This window comes from Tenacibaculum pelagium (assembly GCF_014062345.1).
Classification (GTDB): Bacteria; Bacteroidota; Bacteroidia; order Flavobacteriales; family Flavobacteriaceae; genus Polaribacter; species Polaribacter pelagius.
On the sequence record NZ_JACGLS010000005.1, the window covers coordinates 121,204 to 145,521 of the forward strand.

Here is a 24,318-nt window from a genome sequence, read left to right on the forward strand (position 1 = left end):
TATTATGTTTAGTTTAAATTTTTATTATAAATTTTACCTATATCACAATAAATTAACAATACCGTGTTTAAAAAACAAAACCTCATAACAATTGTTATGAGGTTTTATAAAATTTATTTTAAAAAGAAGCTTACTTCATTTTTGCTAAAAATTCTTTATTCATTTTAACGTAATCAGCATTTCCTCTTTTTTCAGCACCTGCTAAAGAAGCTTTAGCTGCAGTAATAGCACCTTTCTTATCTCCAGCCTTAGCTAAGATTAAAGATTGTTGACGTAAGTACCAAAATCGTGGTTGGTCTTTTGTCATATCAACAGCTTTGTTTATCCAGTTTTTTGCTTTGTTAATGTCTTTACCTCCATCTAAATAATATTTAGCTGCATTAAAATAATCGTTAGCAGATGGTCCTGCCATTACTTTAGAAATACTAGCTTCTACACCTTTATCAGTAGGAGTATTAAATTTTACACCAACGTAAGCATTTTCCCATAACATACCTAAAACAGCAGAGTTATCTGTTAAATCATCAATAGTAATAGTAAATGACTCAATTTTCATTGGCATTTTAACAACTTTAGCAGTTGTTGATAAAGCTACTTTAGAATCATCCCATTTTTGAGGAGTTCCCCAGTTTTTAGCATCAGAATAAAAAATAACTTCCCAAGAGCTTTTTCCTGGCTTAGTATATAAGGCGTAAGTACCTTTTTTTAATTCTTTTCCATCAATAGTAACATCGTCACTAAAAGTAACTTTTGTATTTGCATTAGCTCCAGTTCTCCATACTTTTCCGTAAGGAACTAAATCTCCAAAAATTGTTCTTCCTTTCACCCCAGGACGAGAATATTCTACAGATACATCAGTTAAACCTACAGTTTGTTCTAATTTAGAAGATGGACTAGAAGCTGGTGTTTTTAATTGTGCATTAGCACCTGTTGAGATAGCTACTACAAATAAACTTAAGAGTAATTTTTTCATGATAATAGTTTGTTTTATTTCTAATGCTAAAATTACAAGTAATAAGATTGTTTAATGTTAACGAAAACTTAAAATAATAATCAATTTTTTAGTAGACCTTTACACACATGAAAAAATACATTTCAGAATTGATAGGAACCTTTGCTTTGGTTTTTTGTGGAACAGGAGCAATGACTGTAAATGAAGTTACCAATGGTACAGATTTAACGCATGTTGGTGTTGCAATTACTTGGGGATTGATTGTTATGGCGATGATTTATGCTTTTGGAGAAATTTCTGGAGCACACTTTAATCCAGCAGTTACGATTGCATTTGCCTATGCTAAAAAGTTTTCTTGGAAAGAAGTTCCAAAATATATTATAGCGCAGTTTTTAGGTGCTTTGCTAGCGAGTTGTATTTTATGGATTTTATTTCCTACAAGTGAATATTACGGAGCCACAACTCCAACAATAGAGCCTTGGCGAGCGTTTATATTAGAGTTATTACTAACGTTCTTTTTAATGTTGGTAATTATAAATGTTTCTACAGGAAGTAAAGAAGTTGGTACCATGGCAGGAATTGCTATTGGAGGTGTAGTTCTATTAGAAGCAATGTTTGCAGGTCCAATTACAAAAGCTTCTATGAATCCAATTCGTTCTATTGCTCCGGCTTTAGTTTCTGGTCATTTAGAGCATTTATGGCTATATATTTTAGCTCCGATACTAGGAGCTTTATTAGCAGTTATTTCTTGTAAATTGGTAAAAGACGATAATTGCTGCGATGAAGGATGTTAGTATTTTAGGTTGTGGTTGGTTAGGAAAACCATTAGCTGAATTTTTGATAAAAAAAAGTTTTGCAGTAAAAGGTTCTACAACTTCTTTAAATAAATTAGAAGATTTAAAATCAGTAAATATTTCTCCTTTTTTAGTTGATATTTTTTCGAATAAAAACTTTGAGGAGTTTCTCTCTACTGAAATTTTAATCATTGCAATTACTTCAAAAGATCTTGAAGCGTTTAAAAGTCTGGTTTCTCAAATAGAGAAATCATCAATTAAAAAAGTGATTTTTATAAGTTCTACTTCTGTATATCCTAGTTTGAATAAAGAAATGACTGAAGAAGATATAACGATAAATTCCCCTTTAATACAAATTGAAAATGAGTTTAAAAGCAATCAGAGTTTTAAGACAACAATTATTCGTTTTGCTGGATTATTAGGAGAAAATAGAAATCCAGCTAATTGGTTTGAAGGTAGAAAAATACCACAACCAAACGGATTTGTAAATATGATTTATAGAGAAGATTGTATTGAGGTAATTTACCAAATAATACAACAAGATGTTTTTGGTGAAGTTTTTAATGCTTGTTCAAATCATCATCCAACACGAAAAGAGTTTTATACCAACGCTAAAAAGAGAGCGAATAAAGAAAAACCAATTTTTGACGATTCTCAACCCTTAAAGTATAAAATTATAAATTCTGATAAGCTACAAAAACGATTGAGTTACACTTTTAAGTTTGATGATTTGTTGACAGATAAAAATTAAAGTAGATTGAATAATTGTTTAAAGACTAAGAAAATCCCAACAATAATTAAAGTTAGAACTCCAAAATAAGATTGACCTCTACCAGCAATCCAGGTATCTATTTTAAAATTTCCTTTTTTATACTCATTATAAAAATAATATAAACCATAAATAGATAAGCTAAGTCCGAGTAATATTTTTAATATAATAATCATAATTCTGTTGGTACCTTTAAGAATACTTCCTCTTTCTCAAATAATTAAATACAAAACCAAATAAGGCTAATAAACTTAGTGGTACCCCAATATTAATGAATTGCCAAAAACGTTTTTTAGTGTAGGCTTTCTGCTTATCTAAAAGATTAATTTGTATGGTTTTATTACGTAACTGAATCAAACCAGAATCATCTAATAAATAATCAATAGTGTTGATTAAAAAATCTTTATTTCCAAATTGTTGACCTGTCCATTTATCTAACGATAAATCATGAGGTTTTCCTTTTAAAATTTGATTTTTACCAAGATCACCATCAGCAATTACCACCATTTTATTCGAATTGCTTTCAGATTTAAATAGAGATGTTTGGAATGGTTTAACTCTGTTTTTATAAGCTGAGTTAAAATCACCTTCTAATAGAACAGCTAGTAGTTGTGGTCCGCTAGCATAGTCATTTTGTTTTGGTTCTTTAGCAATATCTTGTAGTTCTACAAAAGTTGGAGTTCCCACTTTTTTTGTTAATACAGAAGTTATTAATAAAGGCGTTTTTTTTATAGGATTCTTTAAAGTGTCAATCTGAGTGGTAAAACGAAAACGTACTGGATTTACGTTTTTAGTAATCGGATGATTTGGATTTTCGTTTGTTAAAGGATGGTAAAACCAATTTAAATGTTGAAACTGCGCTTGATTTCCGGTATTACCCGTTGCTAAAGGAATTTTAGCACTGTATAAGTCTTGAATTAAATGATTGTTAACACGAACACCGTAACTAAATAATAAGTCAGTTAAATTTAAATCACGAGGAAAAGCTAGCATTTTACCTTCGTTATACAAACTATCAGTATCAGCATAATTATTATCAATCATCCACAAGCTTTTACCACCATTAGTAATAAATTGATCTAAAGTGAACTTTTCTTGCTCAGTAAAACGTTCAGTAGGTTTAGCGATAATGGCTAAATCATATTTTGTTAAATCCTTTAATGTTTTCTGAGGGTTACTAGTAACGCTATCTAAGGTAAATTTTGCTAAACGGTACTTTTTACCAACTTCACTTAAAAGACTGTATAAATAAATATCTTCAAGTTCTCCATTACCAGAAATTACAGCAATTTTCTGTTTTTCTTTTTGGGTGATGTTATGCAAAGCATTTGCAAATGAGAATTCTAATTTTTCAATAGCATTTTGTAATTGTGCTTCTTGGGTTTTTGCTACTGAATTTGGTAATAAAGAAACTAACTCAACTTGTTTTCCAGAAATAATTTCTGCCCAAGGAAAAATAATTGCTTCTGATAGTTTTCCATCTTCTTCAACAGTTAATTGACTTGGTAACATTCCACGTTTTACTAATCGTTCACGAATGTTATCAGGATTAATAAAACGAAATCTGATATTTGAGTTTTCAGCTTTTAATTCTTCTAAAAACTGACGTGTTTCTATTTGTAATCTTTTAAATTCAGCAGGAAAATCTCCTTCTAGATATACATTGATAAAAATATTGTCATCTAGTTTACTTAATAAGTTGGTGCTTACTTCAGAAATGGTATAACGTTTATCTTTCGTTAAGTCAAAACGTTTGTGAACTGAGTTAGCTAGATAATTGACTAATAATATACCTATAAAAACAAATGCGATGTGTTGTAACTTCTTATTCATTTTTTAATTGTTGTTTGGTGATGAATAAAAAGAAAAAAGTAATAGATAAAAAGTAAATAACATCACGAGTGTCTATAACGCCGCGACTAATACTTTTAAAATGTTCGTTAATTCCGAATTGTTGTAAGGTATAACCTGAGTTTCCAAGAGAGTTACTTACAGCATCAAATCCGTAGAATAAAATAAACGTGATAAACACGCCAATAATAAAAGCAACAATTTGATTTTTAGAAAGTGTTGAAGTAAATAAACCAACAGCTGTAAAAGTAGCCGCTAAAAAAAGTAACCCTAAATAAGAACCAATCGTGCTTCCTATGTCTATGTTACCAATAGGGTTTCCTAATTGATATACTGTATATGCATAGCTTAAAGTAGGTAATAAAGCAATAACCACTAATAAAAGCGATGCAAAAAATTTACCTAACACAATTTGCCAATCGGTAAGTGGTTTTGTTTTTAATATTTCGATAGTTCCGCTATTAAATTCATCTGCAAAACTTTTCATAGTAATCGCAGGAATTAAAAATAAGAATAACCAAGGTGTTAAATAAAAGAATGAGTTTAAGTCAGAAAATCCTGCATTTAAAATATTTAAGTTGTCTTTAAATACCCATAAATAGAGTCCGTTTACGAGTAAAAACACTCCAATTACCAAGTAGGCAATTGGAGAAGAGAAAAACGAACTAAATTCTTTTTTTAAAATTGGAAACATTAAAGTGTTTTAAGATTATTGATGTTTTATATATAATATTTTTTCACCTGATAATAAAATTTTGTTTTCAGAGAAAGACATGTGTTTTATTTTTGAATCAGCCGGTAGTTCTAATTCAAGATCCCAAGTATTTCCTGAATTTATTGTACTATATACCTTATTGTCATCACCTATTATAAACCAATTAGTTTTATTTTTTATAAAAACTTTCTCAACATTGTTTTTAATAATTGTCCATGTTTTGGCTAAATCTGTACTTTTCTTTAATTCTTTGTTGGTATAAAATACTTGTAGAAATAGATTAACATCTAGCATCTTATGTTGACCTCCAATGCTATATGGGTTTGTCTTATTATCTATTATTTCCCAATTAGATATTCCATTGTTAGATTTTGCAATAAAATTTGTATAAGGACTTTGTTCTAAGCTTATACCTGCCCCATAAAAATAACCATCACTAAGTTTTTTTGAAGACCATAATCTTATATCATTATCCATTGATAACTCTTTCCATAGGCTGGAATAATTAGATGTTGTTCCTTTATCATTGGTATATATATAATCAGCACAACAATTTACTATAACACAAGAATTTTCATTGATAGAAATTATTTTAGTATCAATTGCATATGCATCATTATCAAGAAAATTACCAAACGAATTCGAGTTTTCAAAACCATCAGATGTAAAGTATCCAGTTGAAGAAGTTACAGTAGCTCCAACTTTACTATTAAACATTTTTAAATCATTTTTATTACCTCCAGGTATACTAAGCGTTGTTGGCTCATAACCATCTAAAGAGGTTGATAACCTAATTATTGAACCATAATATGAATTAGATGATGTTTCAGTGTCAGCTAGTAGAGTTATTTCATTTGTATCATCAAAAATAAAAGCTTTTTGAATATCTAGTTCAGTATTTATTTCCTGCCATCCTTTATGCATTATAAAAAAAGATTCTGAAGCACTTTTTTTATTTCCAACTTGAATTATTATTGAGCTTTTTCCTTTACCCATTTCAGAGGTAATTTTAACTAATATTTCTGTGTTAGTAGGTGTAACTTCATAATTTTTATTATTAATAATTAAAGTAGTTTTATCATTATCACTCTTGAAATTTTGTCCTTTAACTATTAATGTTTGTTCTTCTATTATAAAGTTAGATGATAATGACATTATTTCTGGATTAATGACTGCTGGAGTAGGGGGAACAATTTCTTCTTCAGAGCTATTTTTACTACAAGAAAATGTTAGAGTCAAGGAAGTGAATAGTAATAAAAGAATTTCTTTTTTCATAATTGATTAGGGTTGAATTTATATTTAAAATTAAATTAGTGATGTTATTTTATCCACACTCCAAGCTAAAGGTTTATCGTTAAATAATATTTTGGTTTGCGCCCAAACACCTTTAAATAAATCAGAATTACGGTAGTTCTCTAAATCTTGTTCAGTTTCCCAGTAACTATAGGTAAAGAAAATGTCTGAATTTGTTTTATCTCTATACAATTCTAATAAACGACAGCTAGGAGATTTTCGTATAAACTCCTTCTTAGCATTGAAGTTAGCTAAAAACTCTTCAATTTTTTCTGGTTGAAAGCTCATTTTTACAATTCGTACAAACATAAAATTAATTTATAGTGGTGAATTCTGGAGTAATAACGGTTTTAAATTCAATAGTAATCGTACTTCTATATTCTAAACCTAATAAGTTTGAAGCTCCTCCAACTGTATCTAAATTACTACGGTAAATGGCAATTTCTAAAAAACCAGCAGAATTAAAAATTGCTAACTTTTCTCCATCAAATTGATTATTGTCTTTAGCCGAATAGTCTACAATTTCATTATAACGATTGTACACTTTGTTAAATGTATATCTGCTTGCAGTAATAGTAAAATCACGTCCTTTACCAATAGTGTTGAATAGTTTTTTGTTAATATTAGTAATTACATTACCGTAATTATCGATATAAATAACGCCTCCAATAATAACTGTTTGGTCTTGGTTTATTTTAGGTTGAATTTCAACAATATTTTTATAAGAGTTAATTTCTTTACCAATAACATTTAAACTTCCACCACGAGCAATATGCGACGCTACTTGTACAAAAACATCTAAAACAGGGAAACTACTTTCTATATGATTATGGATGTTTATTTCTACAATTTTTGTAGGTTTTATTTCAGAAGCAATCATCGATATTAATCCGTTATCTGGACAAATAAAATAATGATTATCAAGTTCTAAAGCGATGTGTTTGTTTGTTTTACTAAGCTCAGAATCAACACCAATAATATGAATTGTTTTCTCAGGAAAACTCTTATAAGCGTTTTTTAAGATATACGCAGTTTCTGTGATGTTAAAAGGTGATATATGATGTGTAATATCAACAATTTTAGCATCAGGTAATTCAGAATAAATGGCTCCCTTTACAGCTCCTACAAAGTGGTCTTTTGTTCCAAAATCGGTAGTTAATGTAATTAGAGACATTAATTTATTGAGGTGTTAATTAATTTGTTGAAAAATTATATTGAATTTATAGCAAAACTACATAATTCGATAAAAATAATCATTATTTTTAAAGTGAATAATCTTAAAACTTATATCCATTTGAACGAACGTATAATTGAATTAACAGAAATCAATCCAAATGATTTTTTTGGAGCTCAGAACAGTACAATAACTCAATTAAAAACTTATTTTCCTAAAGTTAAAATTGTAGCGAGAGGAAATAAACTGAAAATATACGGAGAGTCCGAACTTTTAGATGAATTAGAGAAGCGTGTAGAAATGTTAATTAAATACTTTAATAAGTATAATAAGTTAGATGAAAATAGCATTGAACGTATTTTAACTTCTACAGGAAAAGAAGAAGAAATTAGAAAATCTGGTAAGATCGATGGTGTTTTAGTACACGGTGTTAATGGTAAATTAGTAAAGGCGCAAACTGCAAATCAACGTAAGATGGTTTCTTTAATGGAGAAGAATGATATGCTATTTGCTGTAGGGCCAGCAGGTACAGGTAAAACATACACAGCAGTTGCTTTGGCAGTAAAAGCTTTAAAAGAAAAAGAAGTACGTCGTATCATTTTAACAAGGCCTGCGGTAGAGTCTGGTGAAAACCTTGGGTTTCTTCCTGGTGATTTAAAAGAAAAGCTAGATCCTTATATGCAACCATTATATGATGCATTGCGTGATATGATTCCGCATGAAAAGTTAGAATCTCATTTAGAAAAAGGGGTTATCCAAATTGCACCTTTGGCATTTATGCGTGGACGTACTTTAGATAATGCCTTTGTAATTTTAGATGAAGCACAAAACACGACACATAATCAAATGAAAATGTTTTTAACCAGAATGGGTAAACATGCTAAGTTTATTATTAATGGAGATCCTGGTCAAATAGATTTACCTCGTAAACAAGTATCTGGTTTAAAGGAATCATTGTTAGCTTTAAAAGATATTAAAGGTATTGCACAAGTATATTTAGATGATAAAGATGTAATTCGACACCGATTAGTAAAGAGTATTATTAAAGCTTATAAGAGTATTGAAACGGAATAGTTTTTTATAAAAATGTATTATTTTCGCAATTCTATTTTTTAGTTATGAAGAATATCATTTTTATTTTTACTGTTTTTTTTACAATATCTTTTGTTTCATGTTCAGATTCTGATAGCGAAGATGTTAATGTTTTTTCTGAAGGTTATTTAGAAGTTAATATTGAAGGTGATTTTTATAGAAAAGATTTTAAACTTACAAACTTAGATGAAGCATCAACTGGTAGTATTAGTTATGATAATGATAATAACATAAATATAATTCTTAAAATTAACGATTTAAATGATAGAATATCTTTAACTATTGATGATGTTAAAGGTGTAGGTGTTTTTGAAATTAAAGGTTATACATCAACAAGTATTAGTTATTATGATGGAGAAATAGAAAATATATATCATACTAATTATAACTCTGGTTCAGGTATTTCTATTGGTAAAATTGTAGTTTCTAAGTTAGATATAGAAAATAAAATAATTGAAGGAACTTTTGAAGGTAGATTAATAGAAGGTAAAGGGTTAAGAGATACACTTCTTATTTCAGAAGGAAAGTTTTCGGGTACTTATATTAAAATTGGGCTATAAAATATTGAGAATATAATTTGAGAGAGATGTGTTTATGAAGCACATCTTTTTTATTTAAATAAGTTTTTAACTTACATTTGCGCGACAACAACACAACAACACAATAATGAATACAATTAACGAAACTAACTTTCAGTTTCCAAAACAAAAGTCTGTTTATAAAGGCAAAGTAAGAGAAGTTTATAATATTGATGATGAAGTATTGGTAATGATTGCATCTGATAGGCTTTCTGCTTTCGATGTGATCCTTCCTCGACAAATTCCTTTTAAGGGTCAAATCTTAAACCAGATTGCTACTAAAATGATGAATGACACAGTAGATGTTGTTCCGAATTGGTTAGTTGCAAACCCAGATGAAAATGTAGCGATTGGTCATTTATGCGAACCATTTAAAGTAGAAATGGTAATTCGTGGTTATATGTCTGGCCATGCAGCACGTGAATATAAAGCAGGTAAAAGGGTTTTATGCGGCGTTGAAATGGCTGAAGGAATGAAAGAGAACGACAAGTTTCCAGAGCCAATCATTACACCTTCTACAAAAGCTGATAATGGAGATCACGATGAAGATATTACTCGTGAAGAAATTTTATCAAAAGGAATTGTTTCTGAAGCCGATTATACGGTTTTAGAAAACTACACAAGAGCTTTATTTAAAAGAGGAACTGAAATTGCTGCTAAACGCGGATTAATTTTAGTTGACACTAAATATGAGTTTGGTAAGACTAAGGACGGTAAAATTGTATTGATTGATGAAATTCACACACCAGATTCTTCTCGTTATTTTTATGCTGATGGATATACAGAACGTCAAGAAAAAGGAGAGAAGCAAAAGCAATTATCAAAAGAATTTGTGCGTCAATGGTTAATTGAAAATGGATTTCAAGGAAAAGAAGGACAACAAATTCCAGAAATGTCAGATGAGAAAATCATCGAAATCTCAAATAGATATATCGAATTATACGAGCAAATTACTGGCGAAACATTTGTAAAAGCAAATACGGAAAATGTACTAGCTCGTATCGAAAAAAATGTAACGGAGTTTTTAACTTCGTAAACTTTTAAAACAAACAACAATGATTATAGAACCAAGAACAAGAGGGTTTATTTGTTTAACATCGCACCCAAAAGGTTGTGCACAAAATGTTAAGAATCAAATTGAATATGTAAAATCTAAAGGAAAGATAAACGGAGCTAAGAAAGTATTAGTTATCGGTTCTTCTACAGGATTTGGATTGGCATCAAGAATATCAAGTGCATTTGGTTCAGATGCAGCTACAATAGGAGTTTTCTTTGATAAACCAGCAAGTGAGGGTAGACCAGCATCACCAGGATTTTACAATACAGCTGCTTTCGAGCAAGAAGCGAATGCAGCAGGCTTATATGCTAAAAGTATTAATGGCGATGCTTTTTCAAACGAAATAAAAGAGCAAGTAATCAACTTAATCAAAGAAGATTTAGGTCAGGTTGATTTGGTAATTTACAGTTTAGCATCACCAGTTAGAACAAATCCTAACGATGGTAAACGTTACAAATCGGTTTTAAAACCAATTGGTGAAGTGTTTTCTAATAAAACAGTAGATTTTCATACAGGTAAAGTATCTGAAATTTCTATCAATCCAGCTGAAGGAGAAGATGTAGAAAATACAGTTACAGTAATGGGGGGTGAAGATTGGAAAATGTGGATGGATGCTCTAAGTAATGCAGGAGTTTTAGCGGATGGAATTAAAACAGTAGCGTATTCTTATATAGGACCTGAAGTTACAAAGCCAGTATATAGAAATGGAACAATTGGTGCAGCTAAAGATCATTTAGAAGCAACAGCTTTTACAATTACAGACGATTTAAAATCGATTAAAGGAGAAGCTTATGTTTCAGTAAATAAAGCCTTGGTTACTCAAGCTAGTTCTGCAATTCCTGTAATTCCTTTATATATTTCTTTATTGTATAAAACAATGAAGGCAAAAGGAATTCATGAAGGTTGTATCGAACAAATTCAACGTTTGTACAGCGAGCGTTTATTCGGTGGTGATTTAGCTTTAGATGAGAAAGGTAGAATTAGAATTGATGATTGGGAGATGCGTGATGATGTACAAGCTGAAATTTCTAAACTTTGGGAAGAAGCGACTACAGAAAACTTATCTGAGATTGGAGATTTAAAAGGATATAGTGATGATTTCTATAATCTTTTCGGATTTAAAGTTGATGGAGTAGATTACGATGCTGATGTAAACGAAATGATTTCGGTACCAAGTATTCAATAAGCATTTATAAAAGTATAATAAGAACCTCATAGAATTTCTATGAGGTTTTTTAATTATATTTCGATTTTAAAAATGATATGAAAGCAGCTTCAGTAAAAATAATAAAAGACGAATTACAACATCTTGAATCAAAGGAATTAAGAGAGTTGTGTTTAAAATTAGCTCGATTTAAAAAAGAGAATAAAGAATTGCTAACGTATTTGTTATTCGAAGCGCATAATGAAGAAGAATATATAAATGGAGTTAAGTTAGAAATAGACGAACTTTTTGATAGTGTAAACACCAAAAGCTTTTTTTATATAAGGAAGAGTGTACGAAAAATACTCACTACTACTAAAAAGTATATTCGATATTCGAAAAAGAAAGAAACAGAAATAGAATTGTTATTGTATTTCTGTATCAAGCTGAAAAACTTTAAACCATCGATAAAAAGAAGTCCAAGAATACAAAACGTATTAACAACGCAAATTAAATTGATAAAAAAAGCTGTTGAAACACTACATGAAGATCTTCAGTTCGATTATAACGAAAAGCTTTTAGAACTCGATTTATAAATTAACAACCTCGATTCAATGACGCTAGCAATACTTCCAAAAATAATGTCTCGAGGAAAGTTTTCAGGAATTTAATCTTTGGCTATCGCCCTGCGATTAAAAATTTGAGTTTGTTGGTAATTCAAATATCTCAAGATCAAAATATTTTATTGAGGCTAATAAATGATCAAAAATATCAGCCATAATATATTCGTAATTCTTCCATTCTTTATCAGCACTAAAAGCATAAATTTCAATGGGTAATCCTTGTGTTGTAGGTGCTAACTGACGCACCATAATCATCATTTCTTTATTAATAGCAGGGTGCGCTTCGATATAAGCCTGCGCATATTTTCTAAAAACACCAATATTGGTTAGGTTTCTACCGTTTAAAAGTAAACTCTTGTCAATATTTTGTTCTTTGTTAAATTGATGAATTTTTTCTTGACGACTTGTTAAATAAGATTCAATTAATTGAATAGATTTTAATTTATTAATTTCTTCATCAGATAAGTGCTTAATACTATCCATTTTAATATTTAAAGCCCTTTTAATTCTTCTACCTTGCGAGTTAACCATTCCTCTCCAGTTTTTAAAAGAATCTGAGATTAGTGCATAAGTAGGAATTGTAGTAATAGTCTTATCAAAATTTTGAACCTTTACAGTGGCTAACGATATTTCTGTTACATCTCCGTCGGCTCCAAATTTTTCAAAAGTCACCCAATCACCAATACGTACCATATCGTTTACCGAAACTTGAATACTTGCAACAAAACCTAAAATAGTGTCTTTAAAAATTAAGATAATAATGGCTGAAGCTGCTCCTAAAGCTGTAAAGAACTTCCAAACAGATTGATTAGTGATAATAGCAAAAGACAGAATAAATCCGGTTAACCAAGCAAAAATCATGAATACTTGAATATAACTATCAATAGGTTTGTCTTTAAATCTAGGTAATGTTTTTAGGTAGTCTTTTACCGAATTTAAAATACTTCTAACAATTTGTATTGTTAAAATAATACTTAATATTTCAACTGATTTTGTAGTTAAGTTTCTTAAATATTCGAAGTCATAAAAAAGTACAGGAATCAATTCAAAAAATAAAAATACAGGAACAAGGTGCGCAATATTGGTAGGTACTTTATTTGTTATTAAAATATCATCAAAATTTGTTTTCGAAGTTTTTGCAATTCTGATAGATAGTACACGAAATATTTTTCTTACAATAATGTCTATAAGGTAGATGATTACTAAAGAGAGAATTAGTAAGATGAATATATTTAAATACTTCGCAGTATTATTTGATAACCCAAAATCTACCAAGTAATTGTAGAAGAAATGTTTATTAAAGCTCATAAGAATATAATATGTAGCAAAGCTATTAATTATAATTGTAGATGATAGATTCAAGTTGTTTTTATTTGAAATACACTCACCTTAAAATTTTCTTAAAATTGATTGATTAAAAATATAGCGTCATTTTTTTCGTAACTTATACCGATAAAATAAAACTGTGAACAATGCCAACTTACAATTTAAAAATTAACGGAAAATCAGTTGCTGTAAATGCTGATGAAGATACGCCTTTATTATGGGTGTTACGTGATGAGCTAAATATGGTCGGAACCAAGTTTGGTTGTGGAATTAGTCAATGTGGTGCATGTACTGTACATGCAGACGGTGCAGCGATTAGAAGTTGCCAATTGCAAGTGTCAATGGCAGAAGATTTAAATATTACCACAATCGAAGGATTGTCTGAAAAAGGAGATCACCCTTTGCAACAAGCTTGGAAAGAAGTTGATGTTCCGCAATGCGGATATTGTCAAGCAGGACAAATTATGACGGCAGCTTCGTTTTTAAAAGAAAATCCAAATCCTACTACGCAAGAAATCCGTGAAGCAATGAATGGTAATTTGTGTAGATGTGCCTCATATAACAGAATAGAAAAAGCAGTAGCAATTGCAGCTGAAAAAATGTCTTAAAAAATTGAAAAATGAGCACAACAGAAAATAAATTAACGTTTAGTAGAAGAAATTTTTTAAGAACATCAGCCATTGCAAGTGGAGGAATCATGATTGGTTTCAATTTATTCACAGCTTGCAAGCCGAATGTAAAACCGTCAATTGATGTTGAAAACTTAAATTTCAATGATTTTAATGCTTTTATTAAAATTGCAGATAATGGTTATGTAACTATTTATTCACCGAACCCAGAAATTGGCCAAGGAGTAAAAACATCCATGCCAATGATTATCGCAGAAGAGCTAGATGTTGATTGGGATAAAGTACATGTAGCACAAGCACCATTAAATACCAAAGAGTATAAACGTCAATTAGCAGGAGGTAGTCAGTCAATTCGTTTTGGTTGGGATGCACTTAGACAAACGGGGGCAACTACTAAGCAAATGCTGGTAAATGCTGCGGCTGCTAAATGGGGTGTAGATGCATCGACATGTAAAGCTTCAAAAGGAGAAATTACGAATGCAAAAGGAGAAACTTTAGGGTATGGAGATGTTGTTAAAGAAGCTGCTGCTCTAGAAGTTCCAGAAAACGTAACTTTAAAAAAGCCATCTGAGTTTACCATTATTGGTACAGATGCAGTTAATGTAGATTTAAAAAAGATTGTAACGGGTAAACCTTTATTTGGGTTAGATTATAAAGCAGAAGGAATGTTATATGCTTCTGTATTACGTCCTCCAGCATTCGGGCAAAAGTTAAAATCTTTTGATGCTTCTGAAGCTAAAAAAGTAAATGGAGTTATAGATGTTATTACCATTGGAGAAAAAGCTAGAAAATTTTTAGATGCAGGAAAGTTCAATTGGACATTTATTATGTCTAATACAGATAAGGTTGTAGTCATAGCAGAAAATACTTGGGCTGCTTTTAAAGGCAAAAAAGCAATAAAAGCAGTTTGGGAAGATGCAGGTGAATTAGAAAATACGGATGCTCAAAATAAAATATTAAATGAAATTTTAGAAGGAAAAGATTTTGATACTCGTCGTGAAGATGGTGATGTTAAAAAAGCTTTTACTGAGGCCGATAAAGTAATTGAGAAAACTTATCATTCTCCATTTTTACCTCATAACTGTTTAGAACCGATGAATTTTTATGCAAATGTAACTCCAGAAAAAGTACATTTAGCGGGGCCGGTTCAAACACCAGAATATGCAGCTTTAGCAGTGTCAGATATGTTAGATCGAGATATTAATCAAATTCAAGTTGACATGACTAGAATGGGTGGTGGATTTGGACGTCGTTTATATGGGGATTTTGTGTATGAAGCTGCCGAAATATCAAATGCTATTAAGAAGCCTGTAAAAGTGGTATCGAGTAGAGAAGATGATATGACTACGGGTATTTACCGCCCAGCAATTAAATATCGAATCGCAGCGTCAATAAAAAATGGAGAGATTACAGGGTATCATTTAAAAGAAGCTGCAATAAATAGTAATATGTACGGATTAATTCCACATTTCTTCCCTGCAGGATGCATTTCAAATTATAAAGTGTCTACTAAAAATTATAAAAGCGATGTTACAACAGGAGCGTGGAGAGCACCTTACACAAATTTCTTAGCATTTGCTGAACAAGCATTTTTTGATGAAGTTGCTCAAGACTTAGGTAAGGATGCAGTTCAGTTGCGTTTAGAATTGTTAGAGAATGTTAAAAATACTACAGATAAGAAAATTGAATATTCTGGTAAAAGAATGCAGGATACGATAAAGCTTGCAGCAGAAAAAGGTAGCTGGGGTAAAGCGAAAGAAGGTGTTTATCAAGGTTTTTCAGCTTATTACAGTCATAATACTCATGTAGCGGAAGTAGCAGAAGTAGAATTAAAAGATGGTTTTCCTGTAGTAACTAAAGTAATTGCTGCGGTAGATTGTGGAATAGTAGTAAATCCAACAGGAGCCATTAATCAAATTCAAGGAGGAGTTTTAGACGGAATAGGACATGCAATGTATGGAGATTTATCTTTTAAAGATGGAAAGCCATCGAATAAAAATTTCGATACCTATCGATTAATCAGAATGAATGAAACTCCACAGGTTGAGGTGCATTTTGTAGAGAATGAATTATCGCCAACAGGACTTGGAGAACCTGGATTGCCACCAGCTGGTGGGGCAGTAGCAAATGCCATTCATAAAGCACTTGGTAAACGATTGTATAACCAACCGTTTGATCAAGAGTTAAAAACTAATTCTGAAAAATTAAAAGGGTAAAATAATTGTTTATATATAATTAGACCTCACAATATTAAAGATTGTGAGGTCTTTTGTTGTAAGATTAACAGAAAGATATTCTATTTGAATAACTGTTAAAAAAGCACTATTTTCGCAACCTACAAAATCAAAAGTAAGAATGGCAAAAGATTTATTTGAAAGAATTAAAGGAGATAAAGGACCCTTAGGAAAATGGGCAGATAAGGCTGAAGGATACTATGTTTTTCCAAAGTTAGAAGGCCCAATCTCAAACCGTATGTCTTTCAATAATAAAAGAGTAATTACTTGGAGTATAAATGATTACTTAGGTTTAGCAAATCATCCAGAGGTTTTAAAAGTAGATGGAGAATCAGCTGCATCAGACGGATTAGCATACCCAATGGGGGCTAGAATGATGTCTGGACACACAAAATATCATGAGCAATTAGAGCAAGAATGTGCTGAATTTGTTGGTAAAGAAGCTTCGTATTTAGTGAATTTCGGATACCAAGGTATGGTGTCAGCAATTGATGCTTTAGTAAATAAAGACGATATCATTGTATATGATATGGATACACATGCTTGTATTATTGATGGTGTTCGTTTACATGCAGGTAAGCGTTTTGTATATCGTCATAATGATATTGAGAGTTGTGAAAAAAACTTAATGCGTGCTACTAAAATGGCTGAAAAAACTGGTGGGGGAATCTTATTAGTTTCTGAAGGAGTTTTTGGTATGCGTGGAGAGCAAGGTCGTTTAGCTGAAATTGTAGCATTAAAAGAAAAATATAATTTCCGTTTATTAGTTGATGATGCTCACGGATTCGGAACATTAGGAGAAGGAGGAAGAGGTACGGGTTATGAACAAGGAGTTCAAGACGGGATTGATGTATATTTTGCAACTTTCGCAAAGTCTATGGCTGGTATTGGAGCTTTCTTTGCAGGTGATAAAGATGTAGTTCAGTATTTACAATATAACATGAGATCTCAAATGTTTGCGAAATCATTACCAATGCCAATGGTAAAAGGTGCGTTAAAGCGTTTAGATATGATTCGTACAATGCCTGAGTTAAAAGATAACTTATGGGAAATTACGAATGCATTACAATCAGGTTTACGTAATGCAGGTTTCGATTTAGGAACAACACAAACATGTATAACTCCTGTGTATTTAAAAGGAGAGATACCAGAAGCAATGGCAATGGTACATGATTTACGTGAAAACCATGGAGTATTTTGTTCAATTGTTGTGTATCCTGTAATCCCTAAAGGATTAATAATTTTAAGATTAATTCCTACAGCACGCCACACAATCGAAGATGTTAATGAAACAATTGTTGCTTTCTCTGCAATTCGTGAAAAATTAGAGAATGGAACTTATAAAAAAGTTGCTGAATCTATTATGGCAGAATAAAAAGTAAAATTAATAATGAAAACTCATGAATAAATATTCATGAGTTTTTTGTTTTATAGAAGAATCTAAATATTTTTGGAATCCTTTTTGAGTAATAAAAATTAATGAAAAAGTTAATATACATATATATAGTATTCTTTGTAGCTACTTTAAGTGCTCAGATAAAAGATACCTTACCTAATTTTAACGATGAGTATTTTTTAGTAAAAAAAGGAGATACTTTAATGATTGCTTTGGATGAAGTTTCTGTACTACCGAAACATAAATATAAAACAGCTTCTGATGTTAATTACTATTACTGGTTAAGAAGAAAAGTTTTTAAAGCGTACCCGTATGCAGTTCTTGCTGCAAAAAGAGTTGATAGCGTAAATTCTCGTTTAGATAAAATAGGTTCAAAAAGACAAAAACGTAAGTATGTTAAGCGGGTTCAAAAGTATTTAGAAGAAGAGTTAACGAAACCACTTAAAAAGCTAACAAGAACAGAAGGAAGAATTCTTTTAAAGTTAATACATCGTCAAACTGGTAAAACAGCATTTAATAATATTAAAGAATTAAGAAGTGGTTGGAAAGCCTTTTGGTATAATGCTACGGCTAATGTTTTTAATTTGTCTTTAAAGTCAGAGTACAGTCCAGAAACGGTTAATGAGGATTATTTGGTAGAGGATATTCTCCAGCGAGCTATAATAGATGAGAAGATAGAATATCAGAAGCCAAAGCTAAACAAGGACTTCATATCTATAGTCTCAAAATCGAGGGGAGAGATGGATGTAGAGGAGTATAAGGAGATGTTTAAGAAGATACGCAAGAAGCGTAATCGCAAGAACAAAAGAAAAAAGAAAAGCTAAAGAGCTTTTCTTTTGCGTTTAGAGTAGGTGTTAAGAGATAATATCATTCATAGATAGTATATGAGAAGATGCTTTTTAGAAATATTTTTATCATAATTAACTGTAGATTAGTGTCTTGAGAATTTCTCTAAAAATAACTTAAAAAAGGTTGTTGTTATGTTAAAAAAGGGTTCTATATTTGCACCCGCTAAGGGAAAAACGCGAGTTTAGAGAATAGCGAATGTTCATTAAAATAGTGTAAAGAAATTTTCAAAAAAAGATTAAAAATAAGTTTGATTTTATTTGTTTAGAATAAATAAAAGAGAGTATCTTTGCAGTCCGTTTTAAAAACGGAAGTTCATTAAAATTAGCGAAAAAATAAATTAAAAAAAACTTTCAGAAAAGTTTGTCAGTTTTAAAATAGTTTATAAATTTGCAACCGCTTTAAGAAAGCGATACGATCACAGAAATTTTGGAATGATTTTGAGATAATAAAATCAGCTAGTTCGAGTCTAGTATTTCTACAAAAGGTTGAGTTAAAAAAATAAGATAATACTTGTTATTGGCGACTCACCAAGTTCATTGAAAATATTGAAATTGACAGCGTAAACAAAGAGTAGAATAACCATAACTTCTAACGAAGTTAAATTCTTTTGAAACTTATTCATTAATATTATTTAAAATATACAATGAAGAGTTTGATCCTGGCTCAGGATGAACGCTAGCGGCAGGCTTAACACATGCAAGTCGAGGGGTAACAGGGAGAAGCTTGCTTTTCCGCTGACGACCGGCGAACGGGTGCGTAACGCGTATAGAATCTGCCTTGTACAGGAGGATAGCCTTTAGAAATGAAGATTAATACTCCATAATACTGAGATGTGGCATCACAATTTAGTTAAACATTTATGGGTACAAGATGACTATGCGTCCTATTAGCTAGATGGTAAGGTAACGGCTTACCATGGCAACGATAGGTAGGGGGTCTGAGAGGATTATCCCCCACACTGGTACTGAGACACGGACCAGACTCCTACGGGAGGCAGCAGTGAGGAATATTGGTCAATGGAGGCAACTCTGAACCAGCCATGCCGCGTGCAGGAAGACTGCCCTATGGGTTGTAAACTGCTTTTATACAGGAAGAAACAGTCGTACGTGTACGGCCTTGACGGTACTGTAAGAATAAGGACCGGCTAACTCCGTGCCAGCAGCCGCGGTAATACGGAGGGTCCAAGCGTTATCCGGAATCATTGGGTTTAAAGGGTCCGCAGGCGGTCAATTAAGTCAGAGGTGAAATCCCATAGCTTAACTATGGAACTGCCTTTGATACTGGTTGACTTGAGTTATACGGAAGTAGATAGAATAAGTAGTGTAGCGGTGAAATGCATAGAGATTACTTAGAATACCGATTGCGAAGGCAGTCTACTACGTATATACTGACGCTCATGGACGAAAGCGTGGGGAGCGAACAGGATTAGATACCCTGGTAGTCCACGCCGTAAACGATGGATACTAGTTGTTGGGATTTATCTCAGTGACTAAGCGAAAGTGATAAGTATCCCACCTGGGGAGTACGGTCGCAAGACTGAAACTCAAAGGAATTGACGGGGGCCCGCACAAGCGGTGGAGCATGTGGTTTAATTCGATGATACGCGAGGAACCTTACCAGGGCTTAAATGTAGAGTGACAGGGCTAGAGATAGCTTTTTCTTCGGACACTTTACAAGGTGCTGCATGGTTGTCGTCAGCTCGTGCCGTGAGGTGTCAGGTTAAGTCCTATAACGAGCGCAACCCCTATTGTTAGTTGCTAACAGGTAATGCTGAGGACTCTAGCGAGACTGCCGGTGCAAACCGTGAGGAAGGTGGGGATGACGTCAAATCATCACGGCCCTTACGTCCTGGGCTACACACGTGCTACAATGGTATGGACAATGAGCAGCCACTATGCGAATAGGAGCGAATCTACAAACCATATCACAGTTCGGATCGGAGTCTGCAACTCGACTCCGTGAAGCTGGAATCGCTAGTAATCGGATATCAGCCATGATCCGGTGAATACGTTCCCGGGCCTTGTACACACCGCCCGTCAAGCCATGGAAGCTGGGGGTGCCTGAAGTCCGTTACCGAGAGGAGCGGCCTAGGGTAAAACTGGTAACTAGGGCTAAGTCGTAACAAGGTAGCCGTACCGGAAGGTGCGGCTGGAACACCTCCTTTCTAGAGAAAGATGGTGAGTTACAAAAGGAGATTTTACTCTTTGCTGTTAATTTTAAAACACACTAATATATAAGCTATTATAGTCTCGTAGCTCAGCTGGTTAGAGCGCTACACTGATAATGTAGAGGTCGGCAGTTCGAGTCTGCCCGAGACTACAAAAACTTAAATATTAGAAAGGAAATTCTAGAAGTTGACGTAATTAAGATTAATTACTATCACTATTACTAACTACTAGTAATGGGGGATTAGCTCAGCTGGCTAGAGCGCTTGCCTTGCACGCAAGAGGTCACCGGTTCGACTCCGGTATTCTCCACCAGGCGATGCCTGGAGATAAGTAAAATTATCTTCATGAGTATTGCGGGCAGATTGTAGCTAACAAGTTTAAATACTTGTCAGTGGCGACTCGCCACAAAGTTCATTGACATATTGGTAAAATGATATCGTAAAGAATCAAGATAGAGAGTTAATCTAACGATTAACACAATATTTTTTATAAAATTAAGAATTATAAAGAGCTCGTTCTAGTATTTATACTAGAGCAAAAAGTACAATAAGCTAAATAAGGGCGTATGGCGGATGCCTAGGCTTTCAGAGGCGATGAAGGACGCGATAAGCTGCGATAAGCTACGGGGAGGGGCACATACCTATTGATCCGTAGATTTCCGAATGGGGCAACCCACTATGTTGAAGACATAGTACCCGCAAGGGGGCAAACCTGGTGAACTGAAACATCTAAGTAACCAGAGGAAGAGAAAACAATAGTGATTCCGTTAGTAGTGGCGAGCGAACGCGGATTAGCCCAAACCCAATTTGTTACGGCAAATTGGGGGTTGTAGGGCTGCGACATTAGAATCAAAGTGAACTAGAATTGTCTGGAAAGACAAACCAAAGAGAGTGATAGTCTCGTATAGGTAAGCGATGAGGATATAGCAGTACCCTGAGTAGTGCGGGACACGAGTAATCCTGTATGAATCCACCGGGACCATCCGGTAAGGCTAAATACTCCTGAAAGACCGATAGTGAACTAGTACCGTGAGGGAAAGGTGAAAAGAACCCTAAGTAAGGGAGTGAAATAGAACCTGAAACCGTACGCCTACAAGCGGTCGGAGCACATTTACTGTGTGACGGCGTGCCTTTTGCATAATGAGCCTACGAGTTACTGTTACTAGCAAGGTTAAGGATTTAAGGTCCGGAGCCGAAGCGAAAGCGAGTCTGAATAGGGCGACCATAGTTAGTAGTAGTAGACGCGAAACCGAGTGATCTACCCATGGGCAGGTTGAAGCTGTGGTAACACACAGTGGAGGACCGAACCAGTTGACGTTGAAAAGTCTTTGGATGACCTGTGGGTAGGGGTGAAAGGCCAATCAAACTCGGAAATAGCTCGTACTCCCCGAAATGCATTTAGGTGCAGCGTTGATTAAAAGTTTTATAGAGGTAGAGCTACTGATTGGATGCGGGGGCTTCACCGCCTACCAATTCCTGACAAACTCCGAATGCTATAAAATGTTTTTCAGCAGTGAGGGCATGGGTGCTAAGGTCCATGTCCGAGAGGGAAAGAACCCAGACCATCAGCTAAGGTCCCCAAATATATGTTAAGTTGAACTAACGAGGTGAAACTGCTTAGACAGCTAGGATGTTGGCTTGGAAGCAGCCATTCATTTAAAGAGTGCGTAACAGCTCACTAGTCGAGCGGTTTTGCATGGATAATAATCGGGCATAAACATATTACCGAAGCTATGGATTTATATGTAAGTATAAGTGGTAGGGGAGCATTCTATTTGCGCCGAAGGTGTACTGTAAGGTATGCTGGAGCGGATAGAAAAGAAAATGTAGGCATAAGTAACGATAAAGGGGGCGAGAAACCCCCTCACCGAAAGACTAAGGTTTCCTCAGCGATGCTAATCAGCTGAGGGTTAGTCGGGACCTAAGGCGAATCCGAAGGGAGTAGTCGATGGACAACAGGTTAATATTCCTGTACTTCTTATAATTGCGATGGGGTGACGGAGTAATGAAAGCACCGCGAACTGACGGAATAGTTCGTTGAAACAAGTAGCTATTGGCACTGTAGGTAAATCCGCAGAGCTAGGTGAATTGTGATAGTACAACAAGTCTTCGGATGCGTTGATAGTGTGCCTAAAGGCTTCCAAGAAAAACCTCTAAGCTTCAGATTATAAGAACCCGTACCGTAAACCGACACAGGTAGTTGGGATGAGAATTCTAAGGTGCTCGAGAGATTCATGGCTAAGGAACTAGGCAAAATAGACCCGTAACTTCGGGAGAAGGGTCGCCCCACTTCGGTGGGGCCGCAGTGAAAAGGTCCAGGCGACTGTTTATCAAAAACACAGGGCTTTGCTAAATTGAAAGATGATGTATAAGGCCTGACACCTGCCCGGTGCTGGAAGGTTAAGTGGAGGGTTTAGCTTCGGCGAAGATCTGAAATGAAGCCCCAGTAAACGGCGGCCGTAACTATAACGGTCCTAAGGTAGCGAAATTCCTTGTCGGGTAAGTTCCGACCTGCACGAATGGTGCAACGATCTGGACACTGTCTCAGCCATGAGCTCGGTGAAATTGTAGTATCGGTGAAGATGCCGATTACCCGCAGCGGGACGAAAAGACCCCGTGAACCTTTACTATAGCTTCGTATTGACTTTGGATAAGTAATGTGTAGGATAGGTGGGAGACTTTGAAGCGGCGTCGCTAGGCGTTGTGGAGTTGTCCTTGAAATACCACCCTTTGCTTATCTAGAGCCTAACTCAGCAATGAGAACAGTGCGTGGTGGGTAGTTTGACTGGGGTGGTCGCCTCCAAAAGAGTAACGGAGGCTTCTAAAGGTTCCCTCAGCACGTTTGGTAACCGTGCGTAGAGTGCAATGGCATAAGGGAGCTTGACTGAGAGACATACAGGTCGATCAGGTACGAAAGTAGAGCATAGTGATCCGGTGGTTCCGCATGGAAGGGCCATCGCTCAAAGGATAAAAGGTACTCCGGGGATAACAGGCTGATCTCCCCCAAGAGCTCACATCGACGGGGGGGTTTGGCACCTCGATGTCGGCTCGTCACATCCTGGGGCTGGAGAAGGTCCCAAGGGTTGGGCTGTTCGCCCATTAAAGTGGCACGCGAGCTGGGTTCAGAACGTCGTGAGACAGTTCGGTCTCTATCTGCTGTGGGCGTTAGAAATTTGAGTGGATTTGACTTTAGTACGAGAGGACCGAGTTGAACTGACCTCTAGTGTACCTGTTGTCACGCCAGTGGCATTGCAGGGTAGCTACGTCGGGAAGGGATAAGCGCTGAAAGCATATAAGCGCGAAACCCACCACAAGATGAGATTTCTTTAAAGGGTCGTGGGAGATTACCACGTTGATAGGCTATAGGTGTAAGTGCAGTAATGTATGTAGCCGAGTAGTACTAATAACCCATAGGCTTATGTATAGTCTTCCGCTCCTTGTGAGCGGAAGCGAAACTCTTTGATTTTTTACAATATGATTTTATCAATATGTTAACTTATACAGTTGAAATATACTGAACGATTTAAGGTGATTATTGCAATGGGGCTCACCTCTTACCATTCCGAACAGAGAAGTTAAGCCCATTTGCGCCGATGGTACTGCCAATGGTGGGAGAGTAGGTCGTTGCCTTTCTTTTAAACCTCAATCTTTTTAGATTGAGGTTTTTTTTTACAC

General features: G+C 34.1%; 19 protein-coding genes, 2 tRNA genes and 3 rRNA genes. 16 read left to right on the plus strand and 8 right to left on the minus strand.

What is annotated here, in order from left to right; translation table 11 throughout:
* Positions 1 to 130: 130 nt before the first annotated feature.
* A complete protein-coding gene (locus H3Z83_RS11040) occupies positions 131 to 973 on the minus strand; it encodes a DUF2911 domain-containing protein (RefSeq protein WP_182125553.1) in 843 nt (280 codons plus the stop codon).
* A 107-nt stretch (positions 974 to 1,080) separates the two neighbouring features.
* Between H3Z83_RS11040 and H3Z83_RS11045 the strand changes: the two genes are divergently transcribed.
* Positions 1,081 to 1,746 (plus strand): MIP/aquaporin family protein, encoded by a 666-nt coding sequence (locus H3Z83_RS11045; RefSeq protein ID WP_182125554.1) that lies wholly within the window; start codon positions 1,081 to 1,083, stop codon positions 1,744 to 1,746.
* Positions 1,733 to 2,497 carry a Rossmann-fold NAD(P)-binding domain-containing protein gene (locus H3Z83_RS11050; RefSeq protein ID WP_182125555.1) on the plus strand — a complete coding sequence of 255 codons (765 nt, stop codon included), beginning with the start codon at positions 1,733 to 1,735 and terminating at the stop codon, positions 2,495 to 2,497. Before H3Z83_RS11045 ends, H3Z83_RS11050 begins: the two co-directional genes overlap by 14 nt.
* On the opposite strand, the gene H3Z83_RS11055 is transcribed toward H3Z83_RS11050, so the two are convergent.
* From H3Z83_RS11055 to H3Z83_RS11080, 6 genes are read right to left on the minus strand one after another with little or no spacing between them, the layout of a single operon-like run.
* Entirely contained in the window at positions 2,494 to 2,691 is a 198-nt protein-coding gene (locus H3Z83_RS11055; protein WP_182125556.1) for a hypothetical protein, read from the minus strand. The two genes, H3Z83_RS11050 and H3Z83_RS11055, sit on opposite strands and share 4 nt — an antisense overlap.
* Positions 2,692 to 2,707: 16 nt before the next feature.
* Complete coding sequence (gldG, locus tag H3Z83_RS11060; protein WP_182125557.1) at positions 2,708 to 4,348, minus strand: gliding motility-associated ABC transporter substrate-binding protein GldG; 1,641 nt, start codon at positions 4,346 to 4,348, stop codon at positions 2,708 to 2,710.
* Complete coding sequence (gldF, locus tag H3Z83_RS11065; RefSeq protein WP_182125558.1) at positions 4,341 to 5,060, minus strand: gliding motility-associated ABC transporter permease subunit GldF; 720 nt, start codon at positions 5,058 to 5,060, stop codon at positions 4,341 to 4,343. Before gldF ends, gldG begins: the two co-directional genes overlap by 8 nt.
* Before the next feature lie 15 nt (positions 5,061 to 5,075).
* Entirely contained in the window at positions 5,076 to 6,356 is a 1,281-nt protein-coding gene (locus H3Z83_RS11070; protein ID WP_182125559.1) for an IPT/TIG domain-containing protein, read from the minus strand.
* 30 nt (positions 6,357 to 6,386) lie between these two features.
* Positions 6,387 to 6,683 (minus strand): putative quinol monooxygenase, encoded by a 297-nt coding sequence (locus H3Z83_RS11075; protein WP_182125560.1) that lies wholly within the window; start codon positions 6,681 to 6,683, stop codon positions 6,387 to 6,389.
* A gap of 4 nt (positions 6,684 to 6,687) precedes the next feature.
* Complete coding sequence (locus H3Z83_RS11080) at positions 6,688 to 7,548, minus strand: SAM hydrolase/SAM-dependent halogenase family protein (RefSeq protein ID WP_182125561.1); 861 nt, start codon at positions 7,546 to 7,548, stop codon at positions 6,688 to 6,690.
* A 120-nt stretch (positions 7,549 to 7,668) separates the two neighbouring features.
* On the opposite strand from H3Z83_RS11080, the gene H3Z83_RS11085 reads away from it, so the two are divergent.
* The 5 genes from H3Z83_RS11085 to H3Z83_RS11105 all read left to right on the plus strand — a co-directional run bounded on the left by H3Z83_RS11085 (position 7,669) and on the right by H3Z83_RS11105 (position 12,015).
* Positions 7,669 to 8,622, plus strand: a complete 954-nt coding sequence (locus H3Z83_RS11085; RefSeq protein ID WP_182125562.1) for a PhoH family protein — start codon at positions 7,669 to 7,671, stop codon at positions 8,620 to 8,622.
* Between the two features lie 44 nt (positions 8,623 to 8,666).
* Complete coding sequence (locus H3Z83_RS11090; protein ID WP_182125563.1) at positions 8,667 to 9,200, plus strand: hypothetical protein; 534 nt, start codon at positions 8,667 to 8,669, stop codon at positions 9,198 to 9,200.
* Positions 9,201 to 9,306: 106 nt separating this feature from the next.
* Positions 9,307 to 10,254, plus strand: a complete 948-nt coding sequence (locus tag H3Z83_RS11095) for a phosphoribosylaminoimidazolesuccinocarboxamide synthase (RefSeq protein WP_182125564.1) — start codon at positions 9,307 to 9,309, stop codon at positions 10,252 to 10,254.
* A gap of 19 nt (positions 10,255 to 10,273) precedes the next feature.
* Positions 10,274 to 11,461 (plus strand): enoyl-ACP reductase FabV, encoded by a 1,188-nt coding sequence (gene fabV / locus H3Z83_RS11100; protein WP_182125565.1) that lies wholly within the window; start codon positions 10,274 to 10,276, stop codon positions 11,459 to 11,461.
* Between the two features lie 77 nt (positions 11,462 to 11,538).
* Positions 11,539 to 12,015 (plus strand): hypothetical protein, encoded by a 477-nt coding sequence (locus H3Z83_RS11105; RefSeq protein WP_182125566.1) that lies wholly within the window; start codon positions 11,539 to 11,541, stop codon positions 12,013 to 12,015.
* A gap of 96 nt (positions 12,016 to 12,111) precedes the next feature.
* Here H3Z83_RS11105 and H3Z83_RS11110 read toward each other — a convergent pair whose 3' ends face one another.
* Positions 12,112 to 13,350 (minus strand): mechanosensitive ion channel family protein, encoded by a 1,239-nt coding sequence (locus H3Z83_RS11110; RefSeq protein ID WP_182125567.1) that lies wholly within the window; start codon positions 13,348 to 13,350, stop codon positions 12,112 to 12,114.
* Between the two features lie 164 nt (positions 13,351 to 13,514).
* Here H3Z83_RS11110 and H3Z83_RS11115 point away from each other — a divergent pair, with 164 nt between their 5' ends.
* The 9 genes from H3Z83_RS11115 (at position 13,515) to rrf (ending at position 24,276) form a co-directional block, all read left to right on the plus strand.
* Positions 13,515 to 13,976: a (2Fe-2S)-binding protein gene (locus tag H3Z83_RS11115; protein WP_182125568.1), complete on the plus strand. Its 462-nt coding sequence runs from the start codon at positions 13,515 to 13,517 to the stop codon at positions 13,974 to 13,976.
* Positions 13,977 to 13,987: 11 nt separating this feature from the next.
* Entirely contained in the window at positions 13,988 to 16,213 is a 2,226-nt protein-coding gene (locus H3Z83_RS11120; RefSeq protein WP_182125569.1) for a xanthine dehydrogenase family protein molybdopterin-binding subunit, read from the plus strand.
* A gap of 139 nt (positions 16,214 to 16,352) precedes the next feature.
* The gene (locus H3Z83_RS11125; RefSeq protein WP_182125570.1) at positions 16,353 to 17,606 is read left to right on the plus strand and encodes an aminotransferase class I/II-fold pyridoxal phosphate-dependent enzyme; all 1,254 of its coding nucleotides are present in this window, start codon (positions 16,353 to 16,355) and stop codon (positions 17,604 to 17,606) included.
* Positions 17,607 to 17,710: 104 nt separating this feature from the next.
* On the plus strand, positions 17,711 to 18,451 hold the full coding sequence (locus H3Z83_RS11130) for a DUF4294 domain-containing protein (RefSeq protein ID WP_182125571.1): 741 nt from the start codon (positions 17,711 to 17,713) through the stop codon (positions 18,449 to 18,451).
* A 665-nt stretch (positions 18,452 to 19,116) separates the two neighbouring features.
* A 16S ribosomal RNA gene (locus H3Z83_RS11135) occupies positions 19,117 to 20,640 on the plus strand.
* An 81-nt stretch (positions 20,641 to 20,721) separates the two neighbouring features.
* Positions 20,722 to 20,795: transfer RNA gene (locus H3Z83_RS11140), tRNA-Ile, on the plus strand.
* Between the two features lie 84 nt (positions 20,796 to 20,879).
* Positions 20,880 to 20,956 (plus strand) — tRNA-Ala (locus H3Z83_RS11145).
* 232 nt (positions 20,957 to 21,188) lie between these two features.
* Positions 21,189 to 24,067 (plus strand): 23S ribosomal RNA (locus H3Z83_RS11150).
* 100 nt (positions 24,068 to 24,167) lie between these two features.
* A 5S ribosomal RNA gene (rrf, locus tag H3Z83_RS11155) occupies positions 24,168 to 24,276 on the plus strand.
* Together the 16S, 23S and 5S rRNA genes with 2 tRNA genes alongside form the textbook arrangement of a ribosomal RNA operon.
* Positions 24,277 to 24,318 lie beyond the last annotated feature (42 nt).

Excerpts from the sequence above, each read along its gene's own strand:
- H3Z83_RS11040 (WP_182125553.1), bottom strand. The coding sequence starts at position 973 with ATGAAAAAATTACTCTTAAGTTTATTTGTAGTAGCTATCTCAACAGGT.
- H3Z83_RS11045 (WP_182125554.1), top strand. The coding sequence starts at position 1,081 with ATGAAAAAATACATTTCAGAATTGATAGGAACCTTTGCTTTGGTTTTT.
- H3Z83_RS11050 (WP_182125555.1), top strand. The coding sequence starts at position 1,733 with ATGAAGGATGTTAGTATTTTAGGTTGTGGTTGGTTAGGAAAACCATTA.
- H3Z83_RS11055 (WP_182125556.1), bottom strand. The coding sequence starts at position 2,691 with ATGATTATTATATTAAAAATATTACTCGGACTTAGCTTATCTATTTAT.
- gldG (WP_182125557.1), bottom strand. The coding sequence starts at position 4,348 with ATGAATAAGAAGTTACAACACATCGCATTTGTTTTTATAGGTATATTA.
- gldF (WP_182125558.1), bottom strand. The coding sequence starts at position 5,060 with ATGTTTCCAATTTTAAAAAAAGAATTTAGTTCGTTTTTCTCTTCTCCA.
- H3Z83_RS11070 (WP_182125559.1), bottom strand. The coding sequence starts at position 6,356 with ATGAAAAAAGAAATTCTTTTATTACTATTCACTTCCTTGACTCTAACA.
- H3Z83_RS11075 (WP_182125560.1), bottom strand. The coding sequence starts at position 6,683 with ATGTTTGTACGAATTGTAAAAATGAGCTTTCAACCAGAAAAAATTGAA.
- H3Z83_RS11080 (WP_182125561.1), bottom strand. The coding sequence starts at position 7,548 with ATGTCTCTAATTACATTAACTACCGATTTTGGAACAAAAGACCACTTT.
- H3Z83_RS11090 (WP_182125563.1), top strand. The coding sequence starts at position 8,667 with ATGAAGAATATCATTTTTATTTTTACTGTTTTTTTTACAATATCTTTT.
- H3Z83_RS11095 (WP_182125564.1), top strand. The coding sequence starts at position 9,307 with ATGAATACAATTAACGAAACTAACTTTCAGTTTCCAAAACAAAAGTCT.
- fabV (WP_182125565.1), top strand. The coding sequence starts at position 10,274 with ATGATTATAGAACCAAGAACAAGAGGGTTTATTTGTTTAACATCGCAC.
- H3Z83_RS11105 (WP_182125566.1), top strand. The coding sequence starts at position 11,539 with ATGAAAGCAGCTTCAGTAAAAATAATAAAAGACGAATTACAACATCTT.
- H3Z83_RS11110 (WP_182125567.1), bottom strand. The coding sequence starts at position 13,350 with ATGAGCTTTAATAAACATTTCTTCTACAATTACTTGGTAGATTTTGGG.
- H3Z83_RS11115 (WP_182125568.1), top strand. The coding sequence starts at position 13,515 with ATGCCAACTTACAATTTAAAAATTAACGGAAAATCAGTTGCTGTAAAT.
- H3Z83_RS11120 (WP_182125569.1), top strand. The coding sequence starts at position 13,988 with ATGAGCACAACAGAAAATAAATTAACGTTTAGTAGAAGAAATTTTTTA.
- H3Z83_RS11125 (WP_182125570.1), top strand. The coding sequence starts at position 16,353 with ATGGCAAAAGATTTATTTGAAAGAATTAAAGGAGATAAAGGACCCTTA.
- H3Z83_RS11130 (WP_182125571.1), top strand. The coding sequence starts at position 17,711 with ATGAAAAAGTTAATATACATATATATAGTATTCTTTGTAGCTACTTTA.